This is a genomic window from Phocaeicola paurosaccharolyticus JCM 15092, assembly GCF_000613805.1.
GTDB lineage: Bacteria > Bacteroidota > Bacteroidia > Bacteroidales > Bacteroidaceae > Phocaeicola > Phocaeicola paurosaccharolyticus.
This window is the reverse complement of sequence record NZ_BAJR01000038.1, coordinates 1-21,341: the sequence shown is the minus strand read 5'-3', so window position 1 is coordinate 21,341 and position 21,341 is coordinate 1. Positions and strand designations below refer to the sequence as shown.

The 21,341-nt window shown below is 38.0% G+C and carries 18 protein-coding genes and 3 pseudogenes; 12 read left to right on the top strand and 9 right to left on the bottom strand.

Going from position 1 to position 21,341, the window contains the following annotated elements; genetic code table 11:
- Nucleotides 1-193: 193 nt before the first annotated feature.
- Nucleotides 194-1,113 (bottom strand): annotated as a pseudogene (locus tag JCM15092_RS16150) (EamA family transporter).
- Between the two features lie 85 nt (nt 1,114-1,198).
- On the opposite strand from JCM15092_RS16150, the gene JCM15092_RS12775 reads away from it, so the two are divergent.
- Complete coding sequence (locus JCM15092_RS12775; RefSeq protein WP_024995000.1) at nt 1,199-2,470, top strand: putative DNA modification/repair radical SAM protein; 1,272 nt, start codon at nt 1,199-1,201, stop codon at nt 2,468-2,470.
- A 104-nt stretch (nt 2,471-2,574) separates the two neighbouring features.
- Here JCM15092_RS12775 and JCM15092_RS12770 read toward each other — a convergent pair whose 3' ends face one another.
- Both JCM15092_RS12770 and truA read right to left on the bottom strand, forming a co-directional pair.
- Nucleotides 2,575-3,345 (bottom strand): TIGR03915 family putative DNA repair protein, encoded by a 771-nt coding sequence (locus JCM15092_RS12770; protein ID WP_024994999.1) that lies wholly within the window; start codon nt 3,343-3,345, stop codon nt 2,575-2,577.
- A gap of 35 nt (nt 3,346-3,380) precedes the next feature.
- Nucleotides 3,381-4,133, bottom strand: coding sequence for a tRNA pseudouridine(38-40) synthase TruA (gene truA, locus JCM15092_RS12765; RefSeq protein ID WP_024994998.1), 753 nt, complete (start codon nt 4,131-4,133; stop codon nt 3,381-3,383).
- Nucleotides 4,134-4,238: 105 nt separating this feature from the next.
- Between truA and JCM15092_RS12760 the strand changes: the two genes are divergently transcribed.
- Complete coding sequence (locus JCM15092_RS12760; protein WP_024994997.1) at nt 4,239-4,973, top strand: CDGSH iron-sulfur domain-containing protein; 735 nt, start codon at nt 4,239-4,241, stop codon at nt 4,971-4,973.
- A 50-nt stretch (nt 4,974-5,023) separates the two neighbouring features.
- On the opposite strand, the gene JCM15092_RS12755 is transcribed toward JCM15092_RS12760, so the two are convergent.
- On the bottom strand, nt 5,024-5,689 hold the full coding sequence (locus JCM15092_RS12755; protein WP_024994996.1) for a DUF5715 family protein: 666 nt from the start codon (nt 5,687-5,689) through the stop codon (nt 5,024-5,026).
- A gap of 155 nt (nt 5,690-5,844) precedes the next feature.
- Between JCM15092_RS12755 and JCM15092_RS16145 the strand changes: the two are divergent.
- The 9 genes and pseudogenes from JCM15092_RS16145 (at nt 5,845) to JCM15092_RS12710 (ending at nt 14,387) form a co-directional block, all read left to right on the top strand.
- Nucleotides 5,845-6,824: pseudogene (locus JCM15092_RS16145) on the top strand (PhoH family protein).
- A gap of 23 nt (nt 6,825-6,847) precedes the next feature.
- Nucleotides 6,848-7,792, top strand: a complete 945-nt coding sequence (locus JCM15092_RS12745) for a phosphoribosylaminoimidazolesuccinocarboxamide synthase (RefSeq protein ID WP_024994995.1) — start codon at nt 6,848-6,850, stop codon at nt 7,790-7,792.
- 56 nt (nt 7,793-7,848) lie between these two features.
- Nucleotides 7,849-8,594, top strand: a pseudogene (gene ubiE, locus JCM15092_RS16140) (bifunctional demethylmenaquinone methyltransferase/2-methoxy-6-polyprenyl-1,4-benzoquinol methylase UbiE).
- Nucleotides 8,594-9,334, top strand: coding sequence for a shikimate dehydrogenase family protein (locus tag JCM15092_RS12735; RefSeq protein WP_024994994.1), 741 nt, complete (start codon nt 8,594-8,596; stop codon nt 9,332-9,334). Before ubiE ends, JCM15092_RS12735 begins: the two are co-directional and overlap by 1 nt.
- A gap of 3 nt (nt 9,335-9,337) precedes the next feature.
- On the top strand, nt 9,338-10,288 hold the full coding sequence (locus JCM15092_RS12730) for an alpha/beta hydrolase (protein ID WP_024994993.1): 951 nt from the start codon (nt 9,338-9,340) through the stop codon (nt 10,286-10,288).
- A complete protein-coding gene (locus JCM15092_RS12725) occupies nt 10,285-11,202 on the top strand; it encodes a TPM domain-containing protein (protein ID WP_034542024.1) in 918 nt (305 codons plus the stop codon). The genes JCM15092_RS12730 and JCM15092_RS12725 overlap by 4 nt, the downstream gene beginning before the upstream one ends.
- Before the next feature lie 68 nt (nt 11,203-11,270).
- Complete coding sequence (locus tag JCM15092_RS12720) at nt 11,271-11,861, top strand: LemA family protein (RefSeq protein WP_024994991.1); 591 nt, start codon at nt 11,271-11,273, stop codon at nt 11,859-11,861.
- A 73-nt stretch (nt 11,862-11,934) separates the two neighbouring features.
- Nucleotides 11,935-13,011: a chorismate synthase gene (aroC, locus tag JCM15092_RS12715; protein ID WP_024994990.1), complete on the top strand. Its 1,077-nt coding sequence runs from the start codon at nt 11,935-11,937 to the stop codon at nt 13,009-13,011.
- Between the two features lie 17 nt (nt 13,012-13,028).
- Nucleotides 13,029-14,387, top strand: a complete 1,359-nt coding sequence (locus tag JCM15092_RS12710; protein WP_024994989.1) for a dipeptidase — start codon at nt 13,029-13,031, stop codon at nt 14,385-14,387.
- A gap of 131 nt (nt 14,388-14,518) precedes the next feature.
- Here JCM15092_RS12710 and JCM15092_RS12705 read toward each other — a convergent pair whose 3' ends face one another.
- The 5 genes from JCM15092_RS12705 to JCM15092_RS12685 form a co-directional block, all read right to left on the bottom strand.
- Entirely contained in the window at nt 14,519-15,577 is a 1,059-nt protein-coding gene (locus JCM15092_RS12705) for a hypothetical protein (protein ID WP_024994988.1), read from the bottom strand.
- A 129-nt stretch (nt 15,578-15,706) separates the two neighbouring features.
- Nucleotides 15,707-16,540: a CvfB family protein gene (locus JCM15092_RS12700; RefSeq protein ID WP_024994987.1), complete on the bottom strand. Its 834-nt coding sequence runs from the start codon at nt 16,538-16,540 to the stop codon at nt 15,707-15,709.
- A gap of 63 nt (nt 16,541-16,603) precedes the next feature.
- Entirely contained in the window at nt 16,604-17,263 is a 660-nt protein-coding gene (locus tag JCM15092_RS12695) for an ABC transporter ATP-binding protein (RefSeq protein WP_024994986.1), read from the bottom strand.
- A gap of 2 nt (nt 17,264-17,265) precedes the next feature.
- On the bottom strand, nt 17,266-17,979 hold the full coding sequence (locus JCM15092_RS12690) for a tRNA threonylcarbamoyladenosine dehydratase (RefSeq protein WP_024994985.1): 714 nt from the start codon (nt 17,977-17,979) through the stop codon (nt 17,266-17,268).
- The gene (locus JCM15092_RS12685) at nt 17,972-20,116 is read right to left on the bottom strand and encodes a cation:proton antiporter (RefSeq protein ID WP_024994984.1); all 2,145 of its coding nucleotides are present in this window, start codon (nt 20,114-20,116) and stop codon (nt 17,972-17,974) included. Before JCM15092_RS12685 ends, JCM15092_RS12690 begins: the two co-directional genes overlap by 8 nt.
- A gap of 160 nt (nt 20,117-20,276) precedes the next feature.
- On the opposite strand from JCM15092_RS12685, the gene JCM15092_RS12680 reads away from it, so the two are divergent.
- On the top strand, nt 20,277-21,287 hold the full coding sequence (locus JCM15092_RS12680; RefSeq protein WP_024994983.1) for an aspartate-semialdehyde dehydrogenase: 1,011 nt from the start codon (nt 20,277-20,279) through the stop codon (nt 21,285-21,287).
- Nucleotides 21,288-21,341 lie beyond the last annotated feature (54 nt).

Genomic DNA, 21,341 nt, shown 5'->3' with positions numbered 1-21,341 from the left:
TTCTGCTTAGGTATATATCATAAAATCATTCAAAAAAATAGTGCCCACTAAAATAGAAATTTTATTAATGGGCACTACTATTATTTTTGATTATATGTATCCAGCCATCATAATATATGAGAATAGTAGACTCTTCTTTATCTAATATTGCTTTTCATTTTACTTTGATCCTACAACAATAGTAATTTATAGGTTATCGCGTTCCCAAATATAAGAAAATCATACCTATAAGCACTAAAGCAAGATCGGCTGCCTTATTCTTAAGATTTTTCTCATGAAACCATATCGCTCCGAAGGCAAATGATACCAAGACACTTGAACGTCTTACCATAGATACAATAGATATCATTGCTCCATCAAGACTTAGTGAATAGAAGTATACAAAGTCTGCTGCAGAGAGGAATATTGATATGAGCAGAATTGACCACTCCCAACGAAAAGGTGTAGTCTGTTTATGCTTAGGCCACCATAAAAGTATGAGCATAGCTCCCATCATGAAAAATTGATATATGTTGTACCATGATTGTACAACCATGCGGTCAAGTCCTATACCTCCTTCGCTTAATGGGGCCATAAGATATTTATCATACAACCCGCTTATTGCTCCAAGAATAGCAGCTCCTACAATAGAGTATATCCATTTGTTGTGCTTGAAATCTATTCCCTCTTTTTTCCACTTCTGCTTAGAAGGAAAAATGAAGCTATGGCAAGCAACACACCTATCCATTGATAAAGATTAAGTCGCTCTCCAAAGAAAAGCAATGCACCTACAAGAACCATTACCGGACGAGTAGCATTGATAGGACCAACAATAGTTAATGGAAGATGCTTCATTCCGAAATATCCCAGTATCCAAGAAGAGAGTACGATAAAAGATTTAAGTACTATATATTTCTGTACCTCCCATCCTACCGTTGGAACAAAGAACATCGTCTGATCAAGTAATGATGGAGAGAGATAAGATACTAATATAAAGGGAAGAAAAATGAGGCTCGAAAAGAGTGTATTCAGGAAAAGAACCGGTATAACAGCATTACCCGATAGGGAATGTTTTTTAAATACATCATAAAAGCCAAGCAGAGTTGCCGAAAGAAAAGCTAATAATAACCACATATCTATTTTACCTATTTTTAATGGCTGCAAAGGTACAATAATATGAGCAAATAACTAAATTTGCAATCATCTTATCACAACAGATATGCTAAACGAGAACGTACTTGCAAAAGTTAAGACCCTCACTGAATCAGCTAAATATGATGTATCATGTTCGAGTAGCGGTACAGTAAGAAAAGCGGAAAAAGGCTTTTTAGGCAATACTGTTGGTGGAATTGGCATTTGTCATAGCTTTGCTGATGATGGAAGATGTGTCTCCTTACTCAAAATAATGCTCACTAATAATTGTATATACGATTGTGCCTACTGCATAAACCGTAGGAGCAATGATATACCGAGAGCTACTTTATCGGTAAACGAGCTGGTAACTCTCACAATGGAATTTTATCGCCGTAACTATATTGAGGGTCTGTTCTTATCATCGGGTGTGGTAAGAAATCCTGACTACACCATGGAAAGGCTGGTTAGAGTAGCAAAAGATCTGCGACTGATTCATAAATTCAATGGATATATACACCTTAAAAGTATTCCTGGTGCAAGCAGGGAACTTGTTAATGAAGCTGGATTGTATGCTGACAGAATGAGTGTTAACATTGAGATTCCAAAGGAGGAGAGTCTGAAGCTACTGGCACCGGAGAAGGATCATAAAAGTGTATTCACACCTATGACCTATATAAAACAGGGAATACTTATCAACAAAGAGGATCAGAAAAAATACAGACATACTCCACGATTCGTTCCTGCCGGTCAGAGTACCCAGATGATTGTTGGAGCTACTGCCGAATCGGATAAAGATATACTATATCTCTCATCATCACTATATCATACCCCTACTATGAGAAGGGTATATTACTCGGGATACATATCGGTGAATACCTACGACAAAAGGTTGCCTGTACTTAAACAGCCACCTTTGGTTAGAGAAAACAGGCTCTATCAGGCTGACTGGCTGATGAGATTCTACCAATTCGATGTGAAAGAAATTGTGGATGATACAAACCCTAATCTTGACCTGGAGGTAGATCCTAAACTGGGATGGGCATTACGTCACCCGGAATTTTTTCCTGTAGATATAAATAGTGCCGATTATGAGATGATATTGAGAGTCCCTGGTATAGGGGTTAAGTCGGCTATGCTGATAATAAGTTCAAGACGCTTTTCAAAACTTGGTTTCTACAGTCTCAAAAAGATAGGTGTAGTAATGAAAAAAGCTCAATACTTTATAACATGTAATGAGCTTCCCACTATGACTATAAATGAAATATCTCCAGAGAATGTACGTTCGCTGCTCCTGCCTCGTCCAAAGAAAAAAATTGATGAGAACCAACTTATCATTCCTTTTTCTGACGATAATTGATGATTATCTCTATAAGCGATAATTAAAAGCTCCACGGAGAAAAGAAGACTTAGCAAAAATAAAAATGCTTTCTAATTTTTCTATTCGTCTTATTAAATATACCACTATCGCTGCTTTTCTGTTATATATTTCCAGTATCTCACAGGCATATCCTGCTTCTGTTTTCTAGGATTAAGTCGTTCTTTAATACAAACAGACTTGAAATATGTCTTCCATAACTTCTGGAACATAAGTTCATCATCATCCATCATGGTCTCCTTAAGTTTTCCTGTAATCAGATGCAGTTGTTCAGGATTCTGAAATGTTACCTGTTGGAGCTCATTTGTATCGTAATAGTAGCCATACTCACGATGAGTATCATATATCAACCAAGGCTGATCATTGAAACGATCCTTGAAATGTGGTACTATAAGCGGAAGGACATTATATTGAGTATCTATTGGGGCAAAGTAGGTACCATCGGCAGCTTTCTGAAAACGAATAAACTGAATCATGCGTCTGCTCTCATACGACATTCTCTTAAAAAGACGAGAAAGGTAAAGCACATCACCATCAGCAAAATTAGTCTCTATAGAGATTGGAGAGTCAATAGTTTTTCTAACAAAACGGAAAAGATAATCCTCAACACCATCCTCTTGTGACATCCAGCAATAAGAAATCATAGAGAGTGCTGTTGCCGACAACTTCTTATCAAGTGCTTTCCAAACTCTTTTTGCCTTAGTCTCATCGGTTGCTATTGTAATCTTGGTATCATAAAAAAGAGGTAGCTGACTTCCCTCACGCAAAAGCATATCAGGAAATATTTTGTTCGAGTAGGCATCAAAGAGTGAAGTTAGAAAGCCCTCGAAAGTATAATCATATAGAAAGACTGTCATCTTAAATCTATTATAAAGCCAAACAATATTAGTTCCTAACAGGATAAAAATATATCGTCATTATATCCTATATCTACCAAGAAAAGTCCTTTACCAGGTACTGAACTACCAGCTTGACTCCTATCCTTATTCTCAATAATACAGCGGAATCCCTCAATAGAAAGTTTTCCCCACCCTACATCAACCAATGTTCCAACAATAGCACGTACCATATTCCTAAGGAATCTGTCGGCTGTTATTGTAAAGACCAGTTCTCCATTCTCCTCTTCCCAAAGAGCGTGCATAATCTTGCAGTTGTTTGTCTTTACATCTGTATGCAACTTACTAAAACTTGTGAAGTCAATGTAATCAAACAGTGTAGCTGCTGCTTCATTCATCTTATCGACATCGAGTTTCTGATGAAAGCACCATGTATAGTTACGGTTGAATGGATTCTTGTGAGGTGTGATATAATATTTATATGTACGATATGTAGCATCAAAACGGCTATGAGCGTTCTCTCTCACAGGAACGACCTTATAAATAGATATATCATGAGGCAAAAGCTTGTTCATCTTTTCGCATACCATCTTGCAGTCCAAACTCTTATGAAAGTCGAAATGTGCCACCATAAGTCGAGCATGCACTCCGGCATCAGTTCTTCCTGCTCCTACAACCTCAATATCCTCTCTTAAAAAGGTTTTCAATGCTTTCATCAACTCTTCCTGCACACTATTCCCATTTGGCTGTATCTGCCAACCATGGTAGTTCGTGCCATCGTAAGCTAAATAAATAAAGTATCTATACATATATTATTAATTTCAATGCAAATATAAACTTTATTAGCCATGATAGTAAACAAGTTATTGCTAAAAGCGTTAATATTATAATTCATAAACCTTTAAATTTATATCATGGAAGAAGATAATATGACTTACTACATTAAAGTCAAAGCTGACGGCCCATACCTTGTTTACGGTAATCCCCCAATAGATCAAGAAATCATAAGACCTAACGAAGATGGGAAAGCATGGCTTTACGAAAAAGGAATACATTTTGAGACAGAGCCTAAAGAAGATGGACATATATCATTATGCCGATGCGGGGTATCAAAAAATCCACCTTTTTGTGATGGTTCGCACAGGCATGCTCAATGGGACCCGAAAGAGACTGACAATAAAAAGGAGTTTGTGGATGAGGCAAAAAAATATCCAGGACCTGAATATACATTAGAGGACAACAGTAAATTCTGTATACATGCCCAGTTCTGTACCACTAGTGGCTTAGCATGGGCTCTTGTCAGAAAGAAGAGTGATACTGAAGGTCATGAGAAACTATTACATGAAGTATGCCACTGCGCAAGTGGACGACTTATGCTAAGGAATAACAGCACAGGGGAGATTATTGATAAACCATTTCCTCCATCAATAGGGATTATAGAACAACCTGAATTAAAGATAAGTGGCCCTATATGGGTAAAAGGCGGAATAACTATTATCGATGAAGACGGCAAAGAATATGAGATAAGAAACAGAGTTACTCTATGCAGATGCGGTAAATCAAAGAATAAACCATTTTGCGACGCCTCTCATATAGGAGAGAAATACAACGACGGTCTTCCAACAGATGGAGGAAGTGAAATATGGTAGAGAAGTAATCAGGGCATAATCAAAGAGAGATTATCTACTCCTGCAGAGAGTTATCTCGCTGTGATATGAAAACAGCCCTGCTTTACCTCATACTTTATATAACATTTCTTGTTTTTCTGCATATCATAAAGGACTTCGGCAAGTACTAATTTCAATGTGTCCTGGCTAACATCCTGCATAGGACGTCCGTCAGGGTCTTCAACCTTTTTGAATCGGGCATAAGCTACATCGAAAGTAGTACCATAGAAATGTGCTGAGTTCAAAGAAGCATTTCCATTACCTTTTCTAAGACGCTTCACATCATCTTTAGTGCGCAATACTGAAGTGACAACAATCTGATTTGGATTAAGACCTTTGTTTGATAGTGAGTCGATGAATATGGTTCCAAGTTCATCCAATAAGTTATAAGCTCTTGGTACTAGAAAAGGTATAGAGTGAGTCAAAGAATCCATTGCAAAGTGCTCGTTGGGGATAAGTTCAGTGAGTTGGTCCTTCATTTTCTCTGCCTCTTCAGTAGACTCAATAGGGGTGATACCATATTTTTGGGCAACCGCCAGATGAGCATCATTCATGTCATTGAATGTTCTTTGAAATCCCACTATTCCATGAATATTTCTGGGTTCATTCATCTTCATTGACATATCTTTTTTGCAACTAGAAAGCACTGTTATTGATAAAATAGAGAGGACAAATGTCGTGTATTTTATATAGTTCATCGGATTCTTTGTTTGTTTATAAATACAAAGTTAAATTTCATGTTTTACAAGTATGAAAAAATAAAAAATAGAGAAAGCCAATAACTATAAGAAACCTTTCACTAAATTTGCACTTATTAAAATCAGGCCTGATATAGGATACATAAATTATTTAGATGATAGAAAAACATATTGTGCTTGAGGATATTGATCCTGTTATATTCTATGGTATCAATAACTCAAATATCCAGATGATAAAAGCTCTATATCCTAAATTAAGAATTGTCGCAAGAGGCAATATAATAAAGGTTTTGGGTGATGAGGAAGAGATGTGCGCTTTTGAAGAGAGTATTACTGCTCTTGAAAAGTATTGTGCGGAATACAATTCACTGAATGAAGAGGTCATTCTAGATATAATAAAAGGCAAATCACCAAAGATTGAGAAGAAAGGTGACACAATCGTTTTTTCTGTGACAGGAAAGCCTATTACTCCCAGAAGTGTTAACCAGCAAAAACTTGTTCAGGAATACGAAAAGAATGATATGATTTTTGCTGTCGGACCGGCTGGTTCAGGTAAAACCTACACAGCAATAGCTCTTGCCGTGAGATCACTAAAAAATAAGGAGAAAAAGAAAATTATCTTGAGCCGCCCTGCCGTTGAGGCTGGAGAAAAGCTAGGTTCCTACCTGGTGATATGAAAGATAAGATAGACCCATATCTGCAACCTCTTTATGATGCACTTCAAGATATGATTCCGGCTGCAAAGCTTAAGGAATATATGGAGTTGAATATAATTCAGATTGCTCCTCTGGCTTTCATGAGGGGAAGAACTCTTAATGATGCTGTGGTGATACTGGATGAAGCTCAAAATACTACAACCCAACAGATAAAGATGTTCCTTACACGTATGGGTATGAACACAAAGATGATTGTCACAGGTGATATAACTCAGATAGACCTTCCATCCTCACAAACTTCGGGACTTGTTCAGGCAATGAGAATACTTAGGGGAGTGAAAGGTATTAGCTTCGTTGAACTCAATAAGAAAGATATCGTACGTCATAAAATTGTAACTAGGATTGTAGAAGCCTATGAGAAATTTGACGAGAAGATAAAAAAAGAGATCATCGAGAAGAAAGAGAATTCTAAGAAATAAAATATTCATTTAATTGTAGAGACATGAGCAAAGCATTAACAAAAACCGACTTTAATTTTCCCGGTCAGGTAAATGTTTATAATGGGAAGGTACGTGATGTATACAACATCAATAATGAGAAACTTGTAATGGTTGCCACCGACCGTATCTCAGCATTTGATGTCGTACTGCCTAAAGGTATTCCTTACAAAGGACAGATGTTGAACCAGATTGCAGCAAAATTCCTTGATGCTACTAAAGACATATGTCCAAACTGGAAACTTGCTACTCCAGACCCTATGGTTACTGTGGGTGTAATGTGCAAAGGTTTCCCTGTTGAAATGATTGTACGTGGTTATCTTTGTGGAAGTGCATGGAGAGCATACAAAAGCGGAGTACGTGAAATCTGTGGCGTGAAACTTCCTGAGGGAATGAGAGAGAACCAAAAGTTTGAAACTCCTATCATCACTCCTACTACTAAAGCTGAGATGGGACTTCATGACGAAGATATATCTAAAGAGGAGATCCTAAGACAATGTCTTGCTACTAAAGAGGAGTATGAAATTCTTGAGAAATATACTCTCGCACTTTTCCAACGTGGTACAGAGATTGCTGCCGAAAGAGGACTTATACTTGTAGATACTAAATATGAGTTCGGTATGCACAATGGTGAAATATATCTTATGGATGAGATTCATACACCTGACTCAAGCCGCTACTTCTACTCTGAAGGTTATCAGGAAAGATTCGAGAAAGGTGAAGCTCAGAAACAGCTATCTAAAGAGTTTGTTCGCGAATGGCTCATGGAGAACGGATTCCAAGGTAAAGAGGGACAGACAGTTCCAGAAATGACCGAAGAGATAGTAAACTCTATCAGCGAGCGCTATATTGAACTTTATGAACATATCACCGGTGAGACTTTCTTAAAGGCAGATACAGACAATATATCTGAAAGAATAGACAAAAACATTAAGAACTATCTAAAATAAATTTATATCGGAAGCGGCTGATTACCGCTTCCGATAACAACTTACATTTTTATTAGATGAATTATCCTCAAGAAAATATTAAGCCATATAACAGTGATGAAAAGAAAGGCAGACAGGTTGAAAAGATGTTCGACAATATTGCATCTGCCTACGATAAACTTAATCACACCCTCTCTTTCGGAATAGATAAAATCTGGAGGAGAAAAGCTATAAAGTTCCTGAGACCCTTTGCTCCACAAAAGATGATGGATGTGGCAACTGGAACCGGAGACTTTGCTATTCAGGCTTATAAAATACTAAAACCTGAAGAGTTACTTGGGCAGATATTTCAGAAGGGATGATGAATGTTGGCCGTAGTAAGGTTAAGGAACTCGGATTATCAGACAAGATCAAGTTTAAAAAAGAGGACTGTTGCTCACTGACTTTTCAAGACAATAGCTTTGATGCTATAACCGTAGCTTTCGGAATACGTAACTTTGAGAACCTTGACAAAGGACTTGAAGAGATGTGCAGAGTATTGAAAAGTGATGGACACCTTGTAATCTTGGAACTATCGGAACCGGAGATGTTCCCAATGAAACAGCTTTATTCCATATATTCAAAAATTGTAATACCTAGTATAGGAAAACTTCTTTCGAAAGATGATAATGCATATACTTATCTTCCTGAATCAATTAAAGCCTTCCCACAAGGAGAGGTTATGAGTAAGATTATTGAGAAAGCAGGATTTAAGAAAGTGGAATTCAAAAGACTTACTTTTGGAATCTGCACACTATACATGGCATCAAAACAGAGCAAGTAATGAAAAAATTTGGCTTAATAGGTTATCCATTAGAACACTCATTCTCTAAGAGTTTCTTTAATGACAAGTTCCATTCAGAAAAGATTGATGCGGAATACGTTAACTTTGAGATTGCTAATATTCAAGATTTTACTAAAGTCGTGAATAATAATAAGGATATTGCCGGTTTAAATGTAACTATACCATATAAGGAACAGATTATACCATATCTTGATGGCATCGATAAAGATGCAGCAGATATTGGAGCCGTAAATGTTATTAAGATTACTGTTGATAAAGGAGAAAAAAAACTTATAGGTTTCAACTCGGATATTATCGGCTTTACCAAATCTATCAAACCTCTTCTCAAGGAATATCATAATAAAGCATTAATTTTAGGGACTGGAGGGGCTTCAAAAGCTATATTCCACGGATTGAAAAAATTGGGAATAGAGTCAACTTTTGTTTCAAGAAGTCCTAAAGAGGAGATGATTTCATATAAGGATATTAATGAAGAGATTATGCAGGAGTATAATGTTATAGTCAACTGTTCACCTGTAGGCATGTTTCCTAAAGTTGATAAGTGCCCTGATATCCCATATTCTCTTCTTACTGAAAAGCATTTACTATACGACTTGATATATAATCCTGATGAAACTCTATTCATGAAAAGAGGAGCTGAACATGGAGCTACCACTAAGAATGGATTAGAGATGCTTATATACCAGGCATATGGAGCTTGGGAGATATGGAATAGATAATTTATGAGAAAAAAGAGACTGATAATTCGTTGCATTATTGCATTTTGCATTGTCTTGTTAATCCCATTTCTTGGCGGACAATATATGCTTGACTATTCGCTCAAGCCCGAAAATCGTGGGCGTGATTTGGACAGTTCATGGCAATATATGTTCGAAGAATATCCATATCTAAGCTTTTGGAAAGATAGCCTTGAAAAAGCAGGCGCACTGAAAGATACATTTATTTACTCCCCTGATGGAGTAAAACTCCACTCCTATTTTGTCCCGGCAAGTGATGAAACAAAGAAGACAGCGTTGATCGTTCATGGTTATACAGACAATGCCATAAGGATGATGATGATAGGTTACATGTATAACAAAAAGCTCGGATTCAATATTCTTATTCCTGACCTTCGCAATTCAGGTCTTAGTGGTGGCAATAGCATTCAGATGGGATGGCTAGACCGCATTGATGTGCGACAATGGATGGATGTTACCAATAGCATGTTCGGAGATTCAACAGAGATGGTTCTACATGGTATTTCAATGGGAGCTGCAACTGTCATGATGGAGTCAGGAGATCCACAGCCAAAGTATGTAAAATGCTTTGTTGAAGATTGTGGATATACAAGTGTATGGGACGAGTTCAAGCTACAGTTAAACGATGAGTTTGGATTGCCTTCTTTCCCTATCCTAGATGCTGCAAACATATTATGCCAGATGGAGTATGGATGGAACTTCAAGGAGGCATCTGCTTTGAATCAAGTTGCTAAGTGTAAACTTCCTATGTTTTTCATACATGGTGATGGAGATACCTATGTACCAACAAGTATGGTATATAAACTTTATGAGACAAAAGCTGCACCGAAGGAGTTATGGATAGTACCCGGAGCAAAGCATGCAATGTCATATTATGATTATACTGAAGAGTATACTAAAAGAGTTAAAACATTTGTAGATAAATACATCAGATGAAAATATTAAAGACTTTTATTTTAATCTTATTTACCCTGTCATGCTTCTCAATAGAGGCAAAGGAGTATAAAGTAGATGAGATACCTATCGTTCACCTGCAAGACAAGAGTAGATATGTAAGTAACCCAGACAATATCATATCTGCTGAGGCAGTGATGGCGATGGATACCACTCTATATGCCCTTGAGCAGAAGACCGGAATACAAGCCCTTGTGGTGGTGGTATCAGGAATAGAGGGAGGCGACTGTTTCGACTTTGCACAGCAACTTGGACAAAAGTACGGAATAGGTGAAAAGAAAAGAGATAATGGTTTGGTAATACTTCTCTCTACAGACGAAAGATGCGTACAATTTGCCACAGGATACGGCATCGAGGGTGATCTGCCTGATGCTTTATGTAAAAGAATACAGACAAAATACATGGTGCCGTACTTCAGTGAAGGAGATTGGAGCAAAGGTATGGTTGAAGGTGTTACTGCTGTAAGAGGATACCTTGACGGATCTATGAAGAGAGAAAATAATCCGGAAGTTTCTGGTGATGCTAAATTTTTCCTCACGTTTGCCTTTGGTCTTACAGCTTTAATTTTTGGTGCACTATTTGTTACATGGTGGAACAAGAGGTGTCCGGTATGTAAGAAACACAAAATACAACGTGTTTCATCTGCATTGGTATCAAAAGAGAATGGAATCAGAATTGATGCAGTGAAATACAAATGTTTAAACTGTGGCCACACATTCGTGAAGAATGAGAGGTCATCGGATGATGATTACAGAGGACCTAGAGGAGGTTCCGGAGGTCCAATAATCTTCGGCGGTTTCGGCAGAGGCGGCGGAGGTGGAGGCTTCGGTGGTTTTGGCGGAGGTAGCTACGGCGGAGGAAGTTTCGGAGGCGGTGGAGCAGGAAGCCGTTTCTAATATCTTTTACATCTAATTGCAAATAATAGGAAAAATATTACTATAATTGAGAAACAAAAAAAAATAAGATGAATAAGAAACTAATTACAATCGGAGCAATTGTGGCATTCGTTGCCTTATTGGTAATGTGGAGTGTATCATCATATAACTCATTAGTAACTATGGATGAGTCAGTTAGCACATCATGGGGTAATGTTGAAAATCAATATCAACGCCGTGCCGACCTAATCCCTAACCTAGTGAACACGGTAAAAGGATATGCAGCACACGAAAAGTCAACATTCCAGGCTGTTGTGGAAGCAAGAAGTAAGGCTACACAGATGACTATAGATGCTGACAATCTTACTCCTGAGAAAATAGCTGCTTATCAGAAAGCTCAGGGTGAAGTAGGTGCTGCATTAAGCAGACTGCTTGCTATTACTGAAGCATATCCTGAACTTAAGGCAAATCAGAACTTTCAGGAACTTCAGGCACAACTTGAAGGAACAGAAAACAGAATAAGTGTTGAACGCAAGAGGTTCAATGATACTGCTAAAGAATTCAACACTAAAATCCGTAAGTTCCCAACTAACATTGTAGCAGGTATGTTCGGTTTCGAGAAACGTCCATATTTTGAAGCAGAAGAGGGAGCAAACAAGGCTCCAGAAGTTAAATTCTGATCAAAATCCTCTTTTTAAACTCTAAAGAGTACATTATTTTATTACATTTTTAATCAATAAAATAGTTAATACTATGTTCAACTCATTCGGTAATATATTCAAAGTTACAACATTCGGTGAATCCCATGGCATGGGAATCGGCGGAGTAATTGATGGCTTTCCAACTGGTATAAAGATAGATACAGACTTTATTCAGAGCGAGCTAGACAGACGCAGACCAGGTCAGTCTCTGCTTACTACAGCCCGTAAAGAACCCGATAAAGTTGAATTTTTATCAGGTATATTCGAAGGGAAATCAACAGGATGTCCTATAGGTTTCGTTGTATGGAACCAGAACCAGCACTCCAATGACTACGATAATATAAAAAATATATTCAGACCGTCGCACGCTGACTTTACATACATGCAGAAGTACGGTATTCGTGATTATCGTGGTGGAGGACGTTCATCTGCCAGAGAGACAATATCTCGTGTGGTAGCAGGTGCTTTGGCAAAGATTGCACTCAAGCAGATTGGAGTAAGCGTGACCGCTTATACATCTCAGGTAGGAGCAATAAAACTTGATAAAGATTATAATCAATACAATCTTGATCTTATCGAGTCAAATGGTGTACGCTGCCCAGATCCAGATAAAGCAAAAGAGATGGAAGATCTTATAATGAAGGTTAAGGGTGAAGGTGATACAATTGGAGGTGTAGTAAGTTGCGTTATAAAAGGATGCCCAATAGGACTTGGCCAACCTGTCTTCGGTAAGCTTCATGCTGCACTTGGCGGAGCCATGCTCAGCATAAATGCAGTAAAAGGATTCGAATATGGTCAAGGATTTGACTCTATGGAGTTAAAAGGAAGCCAGCAGAACGATGTATTCTATAACAATCAAGGGAGAATAGATACCAGAACGAATTTCTCTGGAGGTATTCAAGGAGGAATAAGTAATGGTGAGGATATATATTTCCGTGTTGCATTCAAGCCTGTTGCTACTATACTTATGGAACAGCACACTGTGAACATCGATGGAATAGATACAACCATGAAGGCAAGAGGAAGACATGATGCATGTGTTTTACCAAGAGCGGTACCTATCGTTGAGGCTATGGCAGCTATGACCATACTCGACTACTACCTGCTTGATAAGACAACTCAGTTGTAATAATCTTATGAATTAATATGGAAGTAAAGAGATATATTCAAGAAAACGAATCCAGATTTATTGAGGAACTTTTCTCACTAATACGTATACCAAGTGTTAGTGCCATGCCTGAGCATAAGAAAGATATAATTGCTTGTGCCAACAGATGGAAAGAGCTACTTCTTGAAGCTGGAGCAGACATGGCTGAGGTGATGCCCACAGAGGGAAATCCCATAGTATTTGCACAGAAGCATGTTGATAACAATGCTCCTACAATACTAATTTATGCTCATTACGATGTAATGCCTGCAGAACCTCTTGAACTATGGAAAAGCACTCCATTCGAACCGGAGATAAGAGATGGCAAGATTTATGCTCGTGGTGCAGATGATGACAAAGGACAATCAATGATTCAGGCGAAAGCTTTTGAGTACTTGGTAAATAACAATCTTCTTAAGAATAATATCAAATTTATATTCGAGGGTGAAGAGGAGATTGGCTCCCCTAGCCTAAGCACATTTATTAGTACCCATAAGGAACTTCTTAATTCAGATATCATTCTTGTTTCGGACACAAGTATGCTTGGTGCCGAACTGCCCTCGCTTACAACAGGACTTCGCGGCCTTGCTTATTGGGAGATAGAGGTTACAGGACCAAACAGAGACCTTCATTCAGGTCATTTCGGTGGTGCGGTGGCAAATCCTATAAACACACTATGTTCGATAATATCTAAGATAGTCGATGAGGATGGGAAAATAACAATCCCTCATTTCTACGATGACGTAGAGGCTGTTCCTCAAGAGGAAAGAGATATGATTGCCAATATACCTTTCAACGAGGAAAAATATATGGAAGCCATAGGCGTCAAAGCGCTGAAAGGTGAGAAAGGTTTCTCTACTTTGGAACGTAATAGTTGCCGTCCATCATTCGATGTTTGTGGTATTTGGGGTGGCTATACGGGTGAAGGTTCTAAGACTGTATTACCATCAAAAGCTTATGCTAAAGTCTCATGCCGGCTTGTACCAAATCAAAAACATGAGGAGATATCTAAACTATTTGTCGACTATATAAAGAGCATTACTCCTGATTATGTTGATATTAAAGTAACGCCAATGCATGGAGGCGAAGGTTATGTATGTCCTATTTCACTTCCTGCATACAAAGCTGCAGAAAAAGGTTTTGAGAAAGCATTTGGTAAAAAGCCTCTTGCTGTACGTCGTGGAGGAAGTATACCCATTATTTCTGATTTTGAGAGAGTACTCGGCATTAAAACGATATTAATGGGATTTGGCCTTGAGAGCAATGCCATACACTCCCCTAATGAAAATTTTTCGCTTGACCTATTCCGTAAAGGTATAGAAGCAGTAGTAGAATTTCATCTAAATTATAGAAGATAAATATCTTATCTTCTATAATTTACACTCTTCATTGCAAAAATAAAAGAGGAGAACTGTAATATCCTCCCCTCTTATCCTTTTTACCAATAAACTTTTAAACCACTAATACTTTTTGACTACTAAAAATTAAATTATCTTCTTCTTGCACCTTCGTTTCTTTCTCTTGAACTATTTTCACTATTACTGTTAGATGAGCTATTGCTTTTGCTTTCTCTAACACTTGAAGTGCTGCTAGTTCTAGCTGACTCATTCCTGCTGTTGTCTACTCTTTCACTATTATCTCTTGTAGATGAAGGTCTGCGTACATCTGCTGGTCTAGCTGAATCATCTCTTCTATTTTCTACTCTTGCAGGACGGGTTGATTCGTCTCTCCTTGTCTCTACTCTTGCAGGACGGCTATCATTATTTGATCTATAGCTGTTATTGTTGTCATATCTACGGTCGTTATTGTTTCTATAGCTATTATTGTTGTCATAACGATTGTTATTATCCTGGCGATAATCTCTTCCCTGACGGTTATTGTTATCATTTCTTGGATTTACTTCAGGACGTCTGTTATTATTTCTATCATAACCATTATTAGGGCGTACATTTACTCCGAAATCGTGTTTACGGTAAGTATCGAATCTTCTGTCATCACGTATAGCATAGCGATCGTGATATCTGTCACTGAAATTATATCTCTTACTCCAACGGTTCTGATAGAAACTTATGTTATTATAATGAGTTCTATAGTGTCCGCCATTATAAGAAGAATAGTGATATGGTCTGCCAAAATAGAAGAAGTTTATATTAGAATAGATATCATATATTCTAAATGTCCACCTTCTGTTTTCTGTATAGATAGGACGATAGAAATAATCTATATCGATAAATCTTGAATATTGTGATGGAGAAAGTATCCATCTCAAATCATCATTACGTACATCAAGGAAGTCATAATACCTGTCAATAGCATAATAATCACCTCTTGAAACATTGCTCATTATGTATCGAACATTATTTATGAAATCATAGTTTACTTCGTAAACATCATCGTATTGATCTTGTGACAAATTCAGTTCATATGCCATGCGGTCAGTTAGGAATCTTGTATTCTTCCTTACATTACCAGTACTCATAGCTCCTAATGCAGGTATTGTAACAGCTAACATTACAACAACCATCAATATTTTATTAAGTTTTCTCATGACTGTAGGTATTAATTGTTTGTTTTTCTTGAATCAAAAATAGGGAGAAATAATTCCCCCTACAATTTAAAATTCCTATAATTCATTAGGAGAATTCCTATATTTATTAGGGAATTCCCTCAATCTATTCTAAATAAGATATATTCCGTCATCTGAGATTCTTATAAGATGTCTCTTATATAGATCTCCAACGCCCTTTTTGAAAACCTTCTTGCTTACACCGAAAGTATCATATATATCCTCAGGGTCAGACTTATCATTCAGATTAGTATGTCCGCCATTCTCTTTAAGATAACCAAGAAGTGTTGCCGAGAAATCCTCAATGCCCTTCACTCCCACCTTCTGGATAGAGGCATCTATTTTTCCATCTTCACGAACATTCTTTATATATCCTTTAAGTTTCATACCTAATTCCAAAGGTTGGAACACCTCATTTGAATATATAAGTCCCGCATACTTGTTGTCTATGATAACCTTAAATCCAAGTTCTGTTCTCTGCCATACCATCATGTCAACCTCTTGGCCACTCTTGTACTTAGGGAACTCCTTGCTAAGATATTTCTCAACTTTTGCTGTTCCCATAATACGGTAACTATCGGAGTCGATCATTACATAGACAACATATTTCCTTCCTTTATCCATTCTCATCTTCTGTTCGCGGAATGGTACGAAAAGATCCTTCATAAGTCCCCAATCCAAAAATGCTCCGAATTCATTTACCCATGCCACTTCAAGACATGCAAACTCTCCTACCTGTGCGTAAGGATGAAGTGTTGTAGCTATTGTTCTCTCATCTATATCGAGATATATGAAAACTTCAATCTCATCGCCTACATTTAGTCTTTCGGGTACGTAACGAGTAGGAAGAAGTATCTCTCCCTCTTCACCTCCGTCAAGGTATACACCGAAATCTACCTCTTTTACTACTGTAAGCTTATTATATTTTCCTAGTTCTATATTCATTTCCAATTTTTATATATTATATGTATATAACACTCTATCAACATATTTTGTTGATGATTGTTATTAATTACAGTCCGATATTTTACCATCAATGATGTGTATCGTTCTGTCAGTTAGTTTGGCCAATGTCTCGTCGTGAGTCACGATAACAAAGGAGTGTCCTAATTTATCACGCAGATCAAAGAATAGTTGATGCAACTCCTCCTTATTCTTTGTATCAAGACTACCGGAAGGTTCATCAGCCAATATAACAGATGGTTTGTTTATCAAAGCACGTCCCACAGCAACTCTCTGTTTCTCTCCACCTGAAAGTTCTGCAGGCTTATGTGCGCCTCTCTCCTCAAGCCCCAATATCTGAAGAATCTCTTCTGCTCTCTCTTTAGCCTTCTTAAAAGATACACCGTTTATCAACGCCGGCATCATTATATTCTCCAAAGCTGTAAACTCAGGGAGTAGCTGATGAAACTGGAATACAAAGCCGATGTTTCTGTTTCGGAACTTGGATAGTTCTTTTTCTTTCATCTTTTCAACATTGACACCATCGAACAGCACTTCGCCGCTTTCCGGTTTGTCAAGTGTTCCCATAATCTGAAGAAGAGTAGTCTTTCCGGCGCCACTAGGGCCTACAATACTAACTATCTCTCCTTTATCTATAGTGAGGTCAATGCCCTTGAGCACTAGTAAAGAGCCGAAGCTCTTAGTTATTCCCTTAAGTTCTATCATAATTACAACTTCTTTATCACATATTCTGCCAGGTAGCATCCGAATACTGCCGGCATATAGCTAACAGTACCGCATGTAGACTTTTTATTTCTCTCATCAACAAGCAGCACTGCTTTTGGGTCTGCCTGTTCAGAGCTGAATACCACCGGTAATTTCTTTTTCATACCCATCTTCTGCAATCTTTTTCTTACAGCCTTGCTAAGTCCGCAGTGATATGTATCCCATATATCTGCAAAGCCTACTTTTGTAATATCCGATTTTGCGCCGGCACCCATGCTGCTAACTATTTTAATCTTCTTCTTCAGACATTCAAATATCAGAAAGCATTTAGGAGCAACAGTATCTATAGCGTCAACTACAAAGTCAAACTTCTCCTTTTCAAGAAGCTCAGGTATAGCCTCATCCTTAAGATATTCCTCAACGCTAGTCAGTTCCAGATCAGGATTGATATCTTTGAGACGCTTACTTAGTGCTTCAACTTTTGATGAGCCTGTATTCGAGTGTAGTGCTATAATCTGTCTGTTTATATTGCTAGGTTGAATAGTATCTGCATCAACAATGGTCATCTTACCTACCCCTGCTCTGCATAACATCTCAGCAGCATACCCTCCGACACCTCCGGTACCTACAACTAATACATTCGCATTGCGTATCCTAGATATTTTCTCATCACCAAACAGAAGGGCTGTTCTCTCCTGCCAACTATAATCAACCATTCTTTTCGTCCTTTTTAAATAATCTATAAAACCATCTTCCTACATTGCCATATACATCTGAGTTGTTAGGACGTCTAGGATCAGAGAAATGAAGTACATCTTGCGGTTCACCAATCTGGTCAGGATATAGCATCATAAAACTGTTATTTGAGAAATATTTTGTTATCTGCATAGGAAGTTCCTCAAACGAAGGCTGGTATGATATTGAGCCCTTTCTTGATGAAACTATTACAAATAGATGATCATAGTTAACTTGTGAAGTGAGCATCAAAAGGTCATCCCAATACTCCAAAAGAGATACCTCTGTGAAAGTCTCTCCTTGTTGTCTCTTCACAACTGCAGAGATCTTCTCTCCTGTCTCTTCGCAAGCAAAGAAATGCACCCTACATCCCAACTGTTTAGCCACTCGGCAGAGTTGATTGACCCATTTCACGAAACCCACCTCATATTCAGATTTAGGAGGAACGGCTACAACTATTCTCCTAAGAGTATTAACAGGCATCAGAAGCTTCAATATCATTATCTGCCTATGGTTGGTCTTCAACAAATTATCTGCAACGTTTCCATAGAAGCTATCCATTATATTAACCTTGCGATGCAGACCGATAATCAAATCAGTAACATCATTTTCACGCATGGCATGAGTAATACCTTGTGAGATGTTAAGACTATATCTAAGCATTGTTTTTAATTCCACATCAGCAGATGCAGCTATCATTGCCGCATTATCAAGATTCCTCTTAGCAACAATCTCCTTTGCCTCTGAGCTATTATTATCATTGATAACGCTCAATGCTATCATCTCCTCCTTGCTCTTCGGCTTACGCATCACGAGAGCCATCTCTATTAGCCCTTTTATGCTATCAGGGTTGGATACAGATATAAGGAATTTCTCACTTTCACTCTTCTTGCTGTCTTTATCTGTTATCTCGTTAACAATCATCCTCTTTGCAGCACGTTCAGTCTCAATAGAACTGATGATACATGTTATAAGAATCATGACAACAGTACCATTAAGGACATCATCATTCAGCAATCTCTCGCCATTCTCCATTATTATTTCATGTCCGATAAGAACTGCTGCAAGTGTTGCTGCAGCCTGAGAGTTACTCAGACCAAACATCATCTTTCTCTCTACTTTAGTATAATGATAGAGTTTCTGTGTAAACCATGCAGAAAGCCACTTACTGAAAGTTGCAACAACCGACATCACTATTGCCACTTTAAGCACCACTCCGCCCTTAAGGAAACAGTTTATGTCAATTATCATACCCACTCCAATAAGGAAATATGGTATGAAGAGGGCATTACCCACAAACTCTATTCTGTTCATGAGTGGTGATATCTGAGGAATGAATCTGTTAAGAACAAGACCGGCGAGGAAAGCACCAAGTATTCCCTCCATACCAACAAGTTCCATCAAGCCACCTCCAAGGAACACCATTGCCAGTACAAAGATGAATTGCATCACAGGATCCTCATATTTTCTGAAGAACCAGCGAGCTATACGAGGCATGAAGAATATTATCAATCCACAAAGTACAAATACCTTAAGCAGTAGCTGCACCCAGAACCAGCCACCTATATCCTCTCCTTTATACATACCACTTATCACAGCCAATACAGCCAAGGCCAAAGCCACAGTTACTGCAGTACCACCAATGGTAACACTAACAATTCTTTGGCGAGAAAGTCCGTAGCGGCTAACAATAGGATATGTTATGAGGGTATGACTGGCATACATACTGGCAAGAAGAACAGAAGTAATAAGTGAGTAATTCAAGAACTGCATGCTGCTCCAAATACCCAATATCATAGGAACAGAAAATGTGATTAAACCAAATACCAGACCTTTTATACGGTTCTTCTTGAAATCGTCCATATCCATCTCAAGTGCGGCAAGGAACATGATGTAGTAGAGACCTACTTTTCCAAATAACTCAAAGCTGCTATCGCGTTCCAGAATATTGAAACCATATTTGCCAACAATTACACCGGCTAAAATCATACCGATGATATGTGGAATACGCAAACGCCCCATTATTATTGGTGCAAATAATATTATTACCATCACCAGGAAAAATATCCATGTTGGGTTGGTTACCGGAAGGTCAAAATCAAAATTGAATAAATCCATTATTAATATTTAATAGTGCATCACATTTTATCTACAAAATTAAGAAAAAACTTTCTTTTATACCGAATATATTATATAATGTTTTAATTTTGTATCCGTATAATAAGGCTCGGTAACTAGCCTTAATACTATTATTAATCATTAATTTAGACAAGTAAAAATGAAAGTAGCAATTGTTGGTGCGAGCGGTGCTGTTGGACAAGAATTTCTGCGCGTGCTCGATGAAAGAAATTTCCCCGTAGATGACCTGTTATTATTTGGTTCTTCACGTAGTGCAGGCCAGAAATACACTTTCCGCGGTAAACAGATTGAGGTGAAACTTCTGCAACACAATGATGACTTTAAAGGCGTAGACATTGCTTTCACATCTGCAGGAGCAGGAACCTCTAAGGAGTTTGCTCAGACTATAACTAAGTTTGGTGCAGTGATGATTGACAATTCAAGCGCATTCCGTATGGAAGAAGATATTCCATTGGTAGTGCCTGAAGTTAACGCTGAGGATGCTTTGACCCGCCCACGTGGTATCATAGCTAATCCTAACTGTACAACAATCCAGATGGTTGTTGCACTTAAAGCCATCGAAAAGCTTTCACAAATAAAACGTGTGCATGTAGCTACTTATCAGGCAGCAAGTGGTGCAGGAGCCGCAGCTATGGACGAACTTTACGAACAATATCGTCAGGTTCTGGCCGGTGAGAGTGTAACAGTTGAGAAGTTTGCTTATCAGCTTGCCTTCAACCTTATCCCTCAGATTGATGTATTTACAGATAATGGATATACAAAAGAGGAGATGAAGATGTTCAATGAGACAAGAAAGATTATGCATTCAGATATTAAGGTAAGTGCAACATGCGTTCGTGTTCCTGCCCTTAGATCTCACTCTGAAAGTTTGTGGGTAGAGACTGAGAAACCAGTTAGTATAGAAGAGGCTAGAGATGCCTTTGCTAACGGTGATGGTCTTGTACTTATGGATAACCCAGAAAAGAAAGAGTACCCAATGCCTCTGTTCCTTGCAGGTAAAGATCCTGTTTATGTAGGCCGTATCCGTAAAGACCTTACAGATGAGAATGGATTATCATTCTGGATTGTAGGTGATCAGATTAAGAAAGGTGCAGCTCTTAATGCAGTACAGATTGCTGAATACCTTATAAAGGTTAAGAACGTAGGATAATAATTATATCATACCATAAAAAAACCTTACCGATAAAATCGGTAAGGTTTTTTA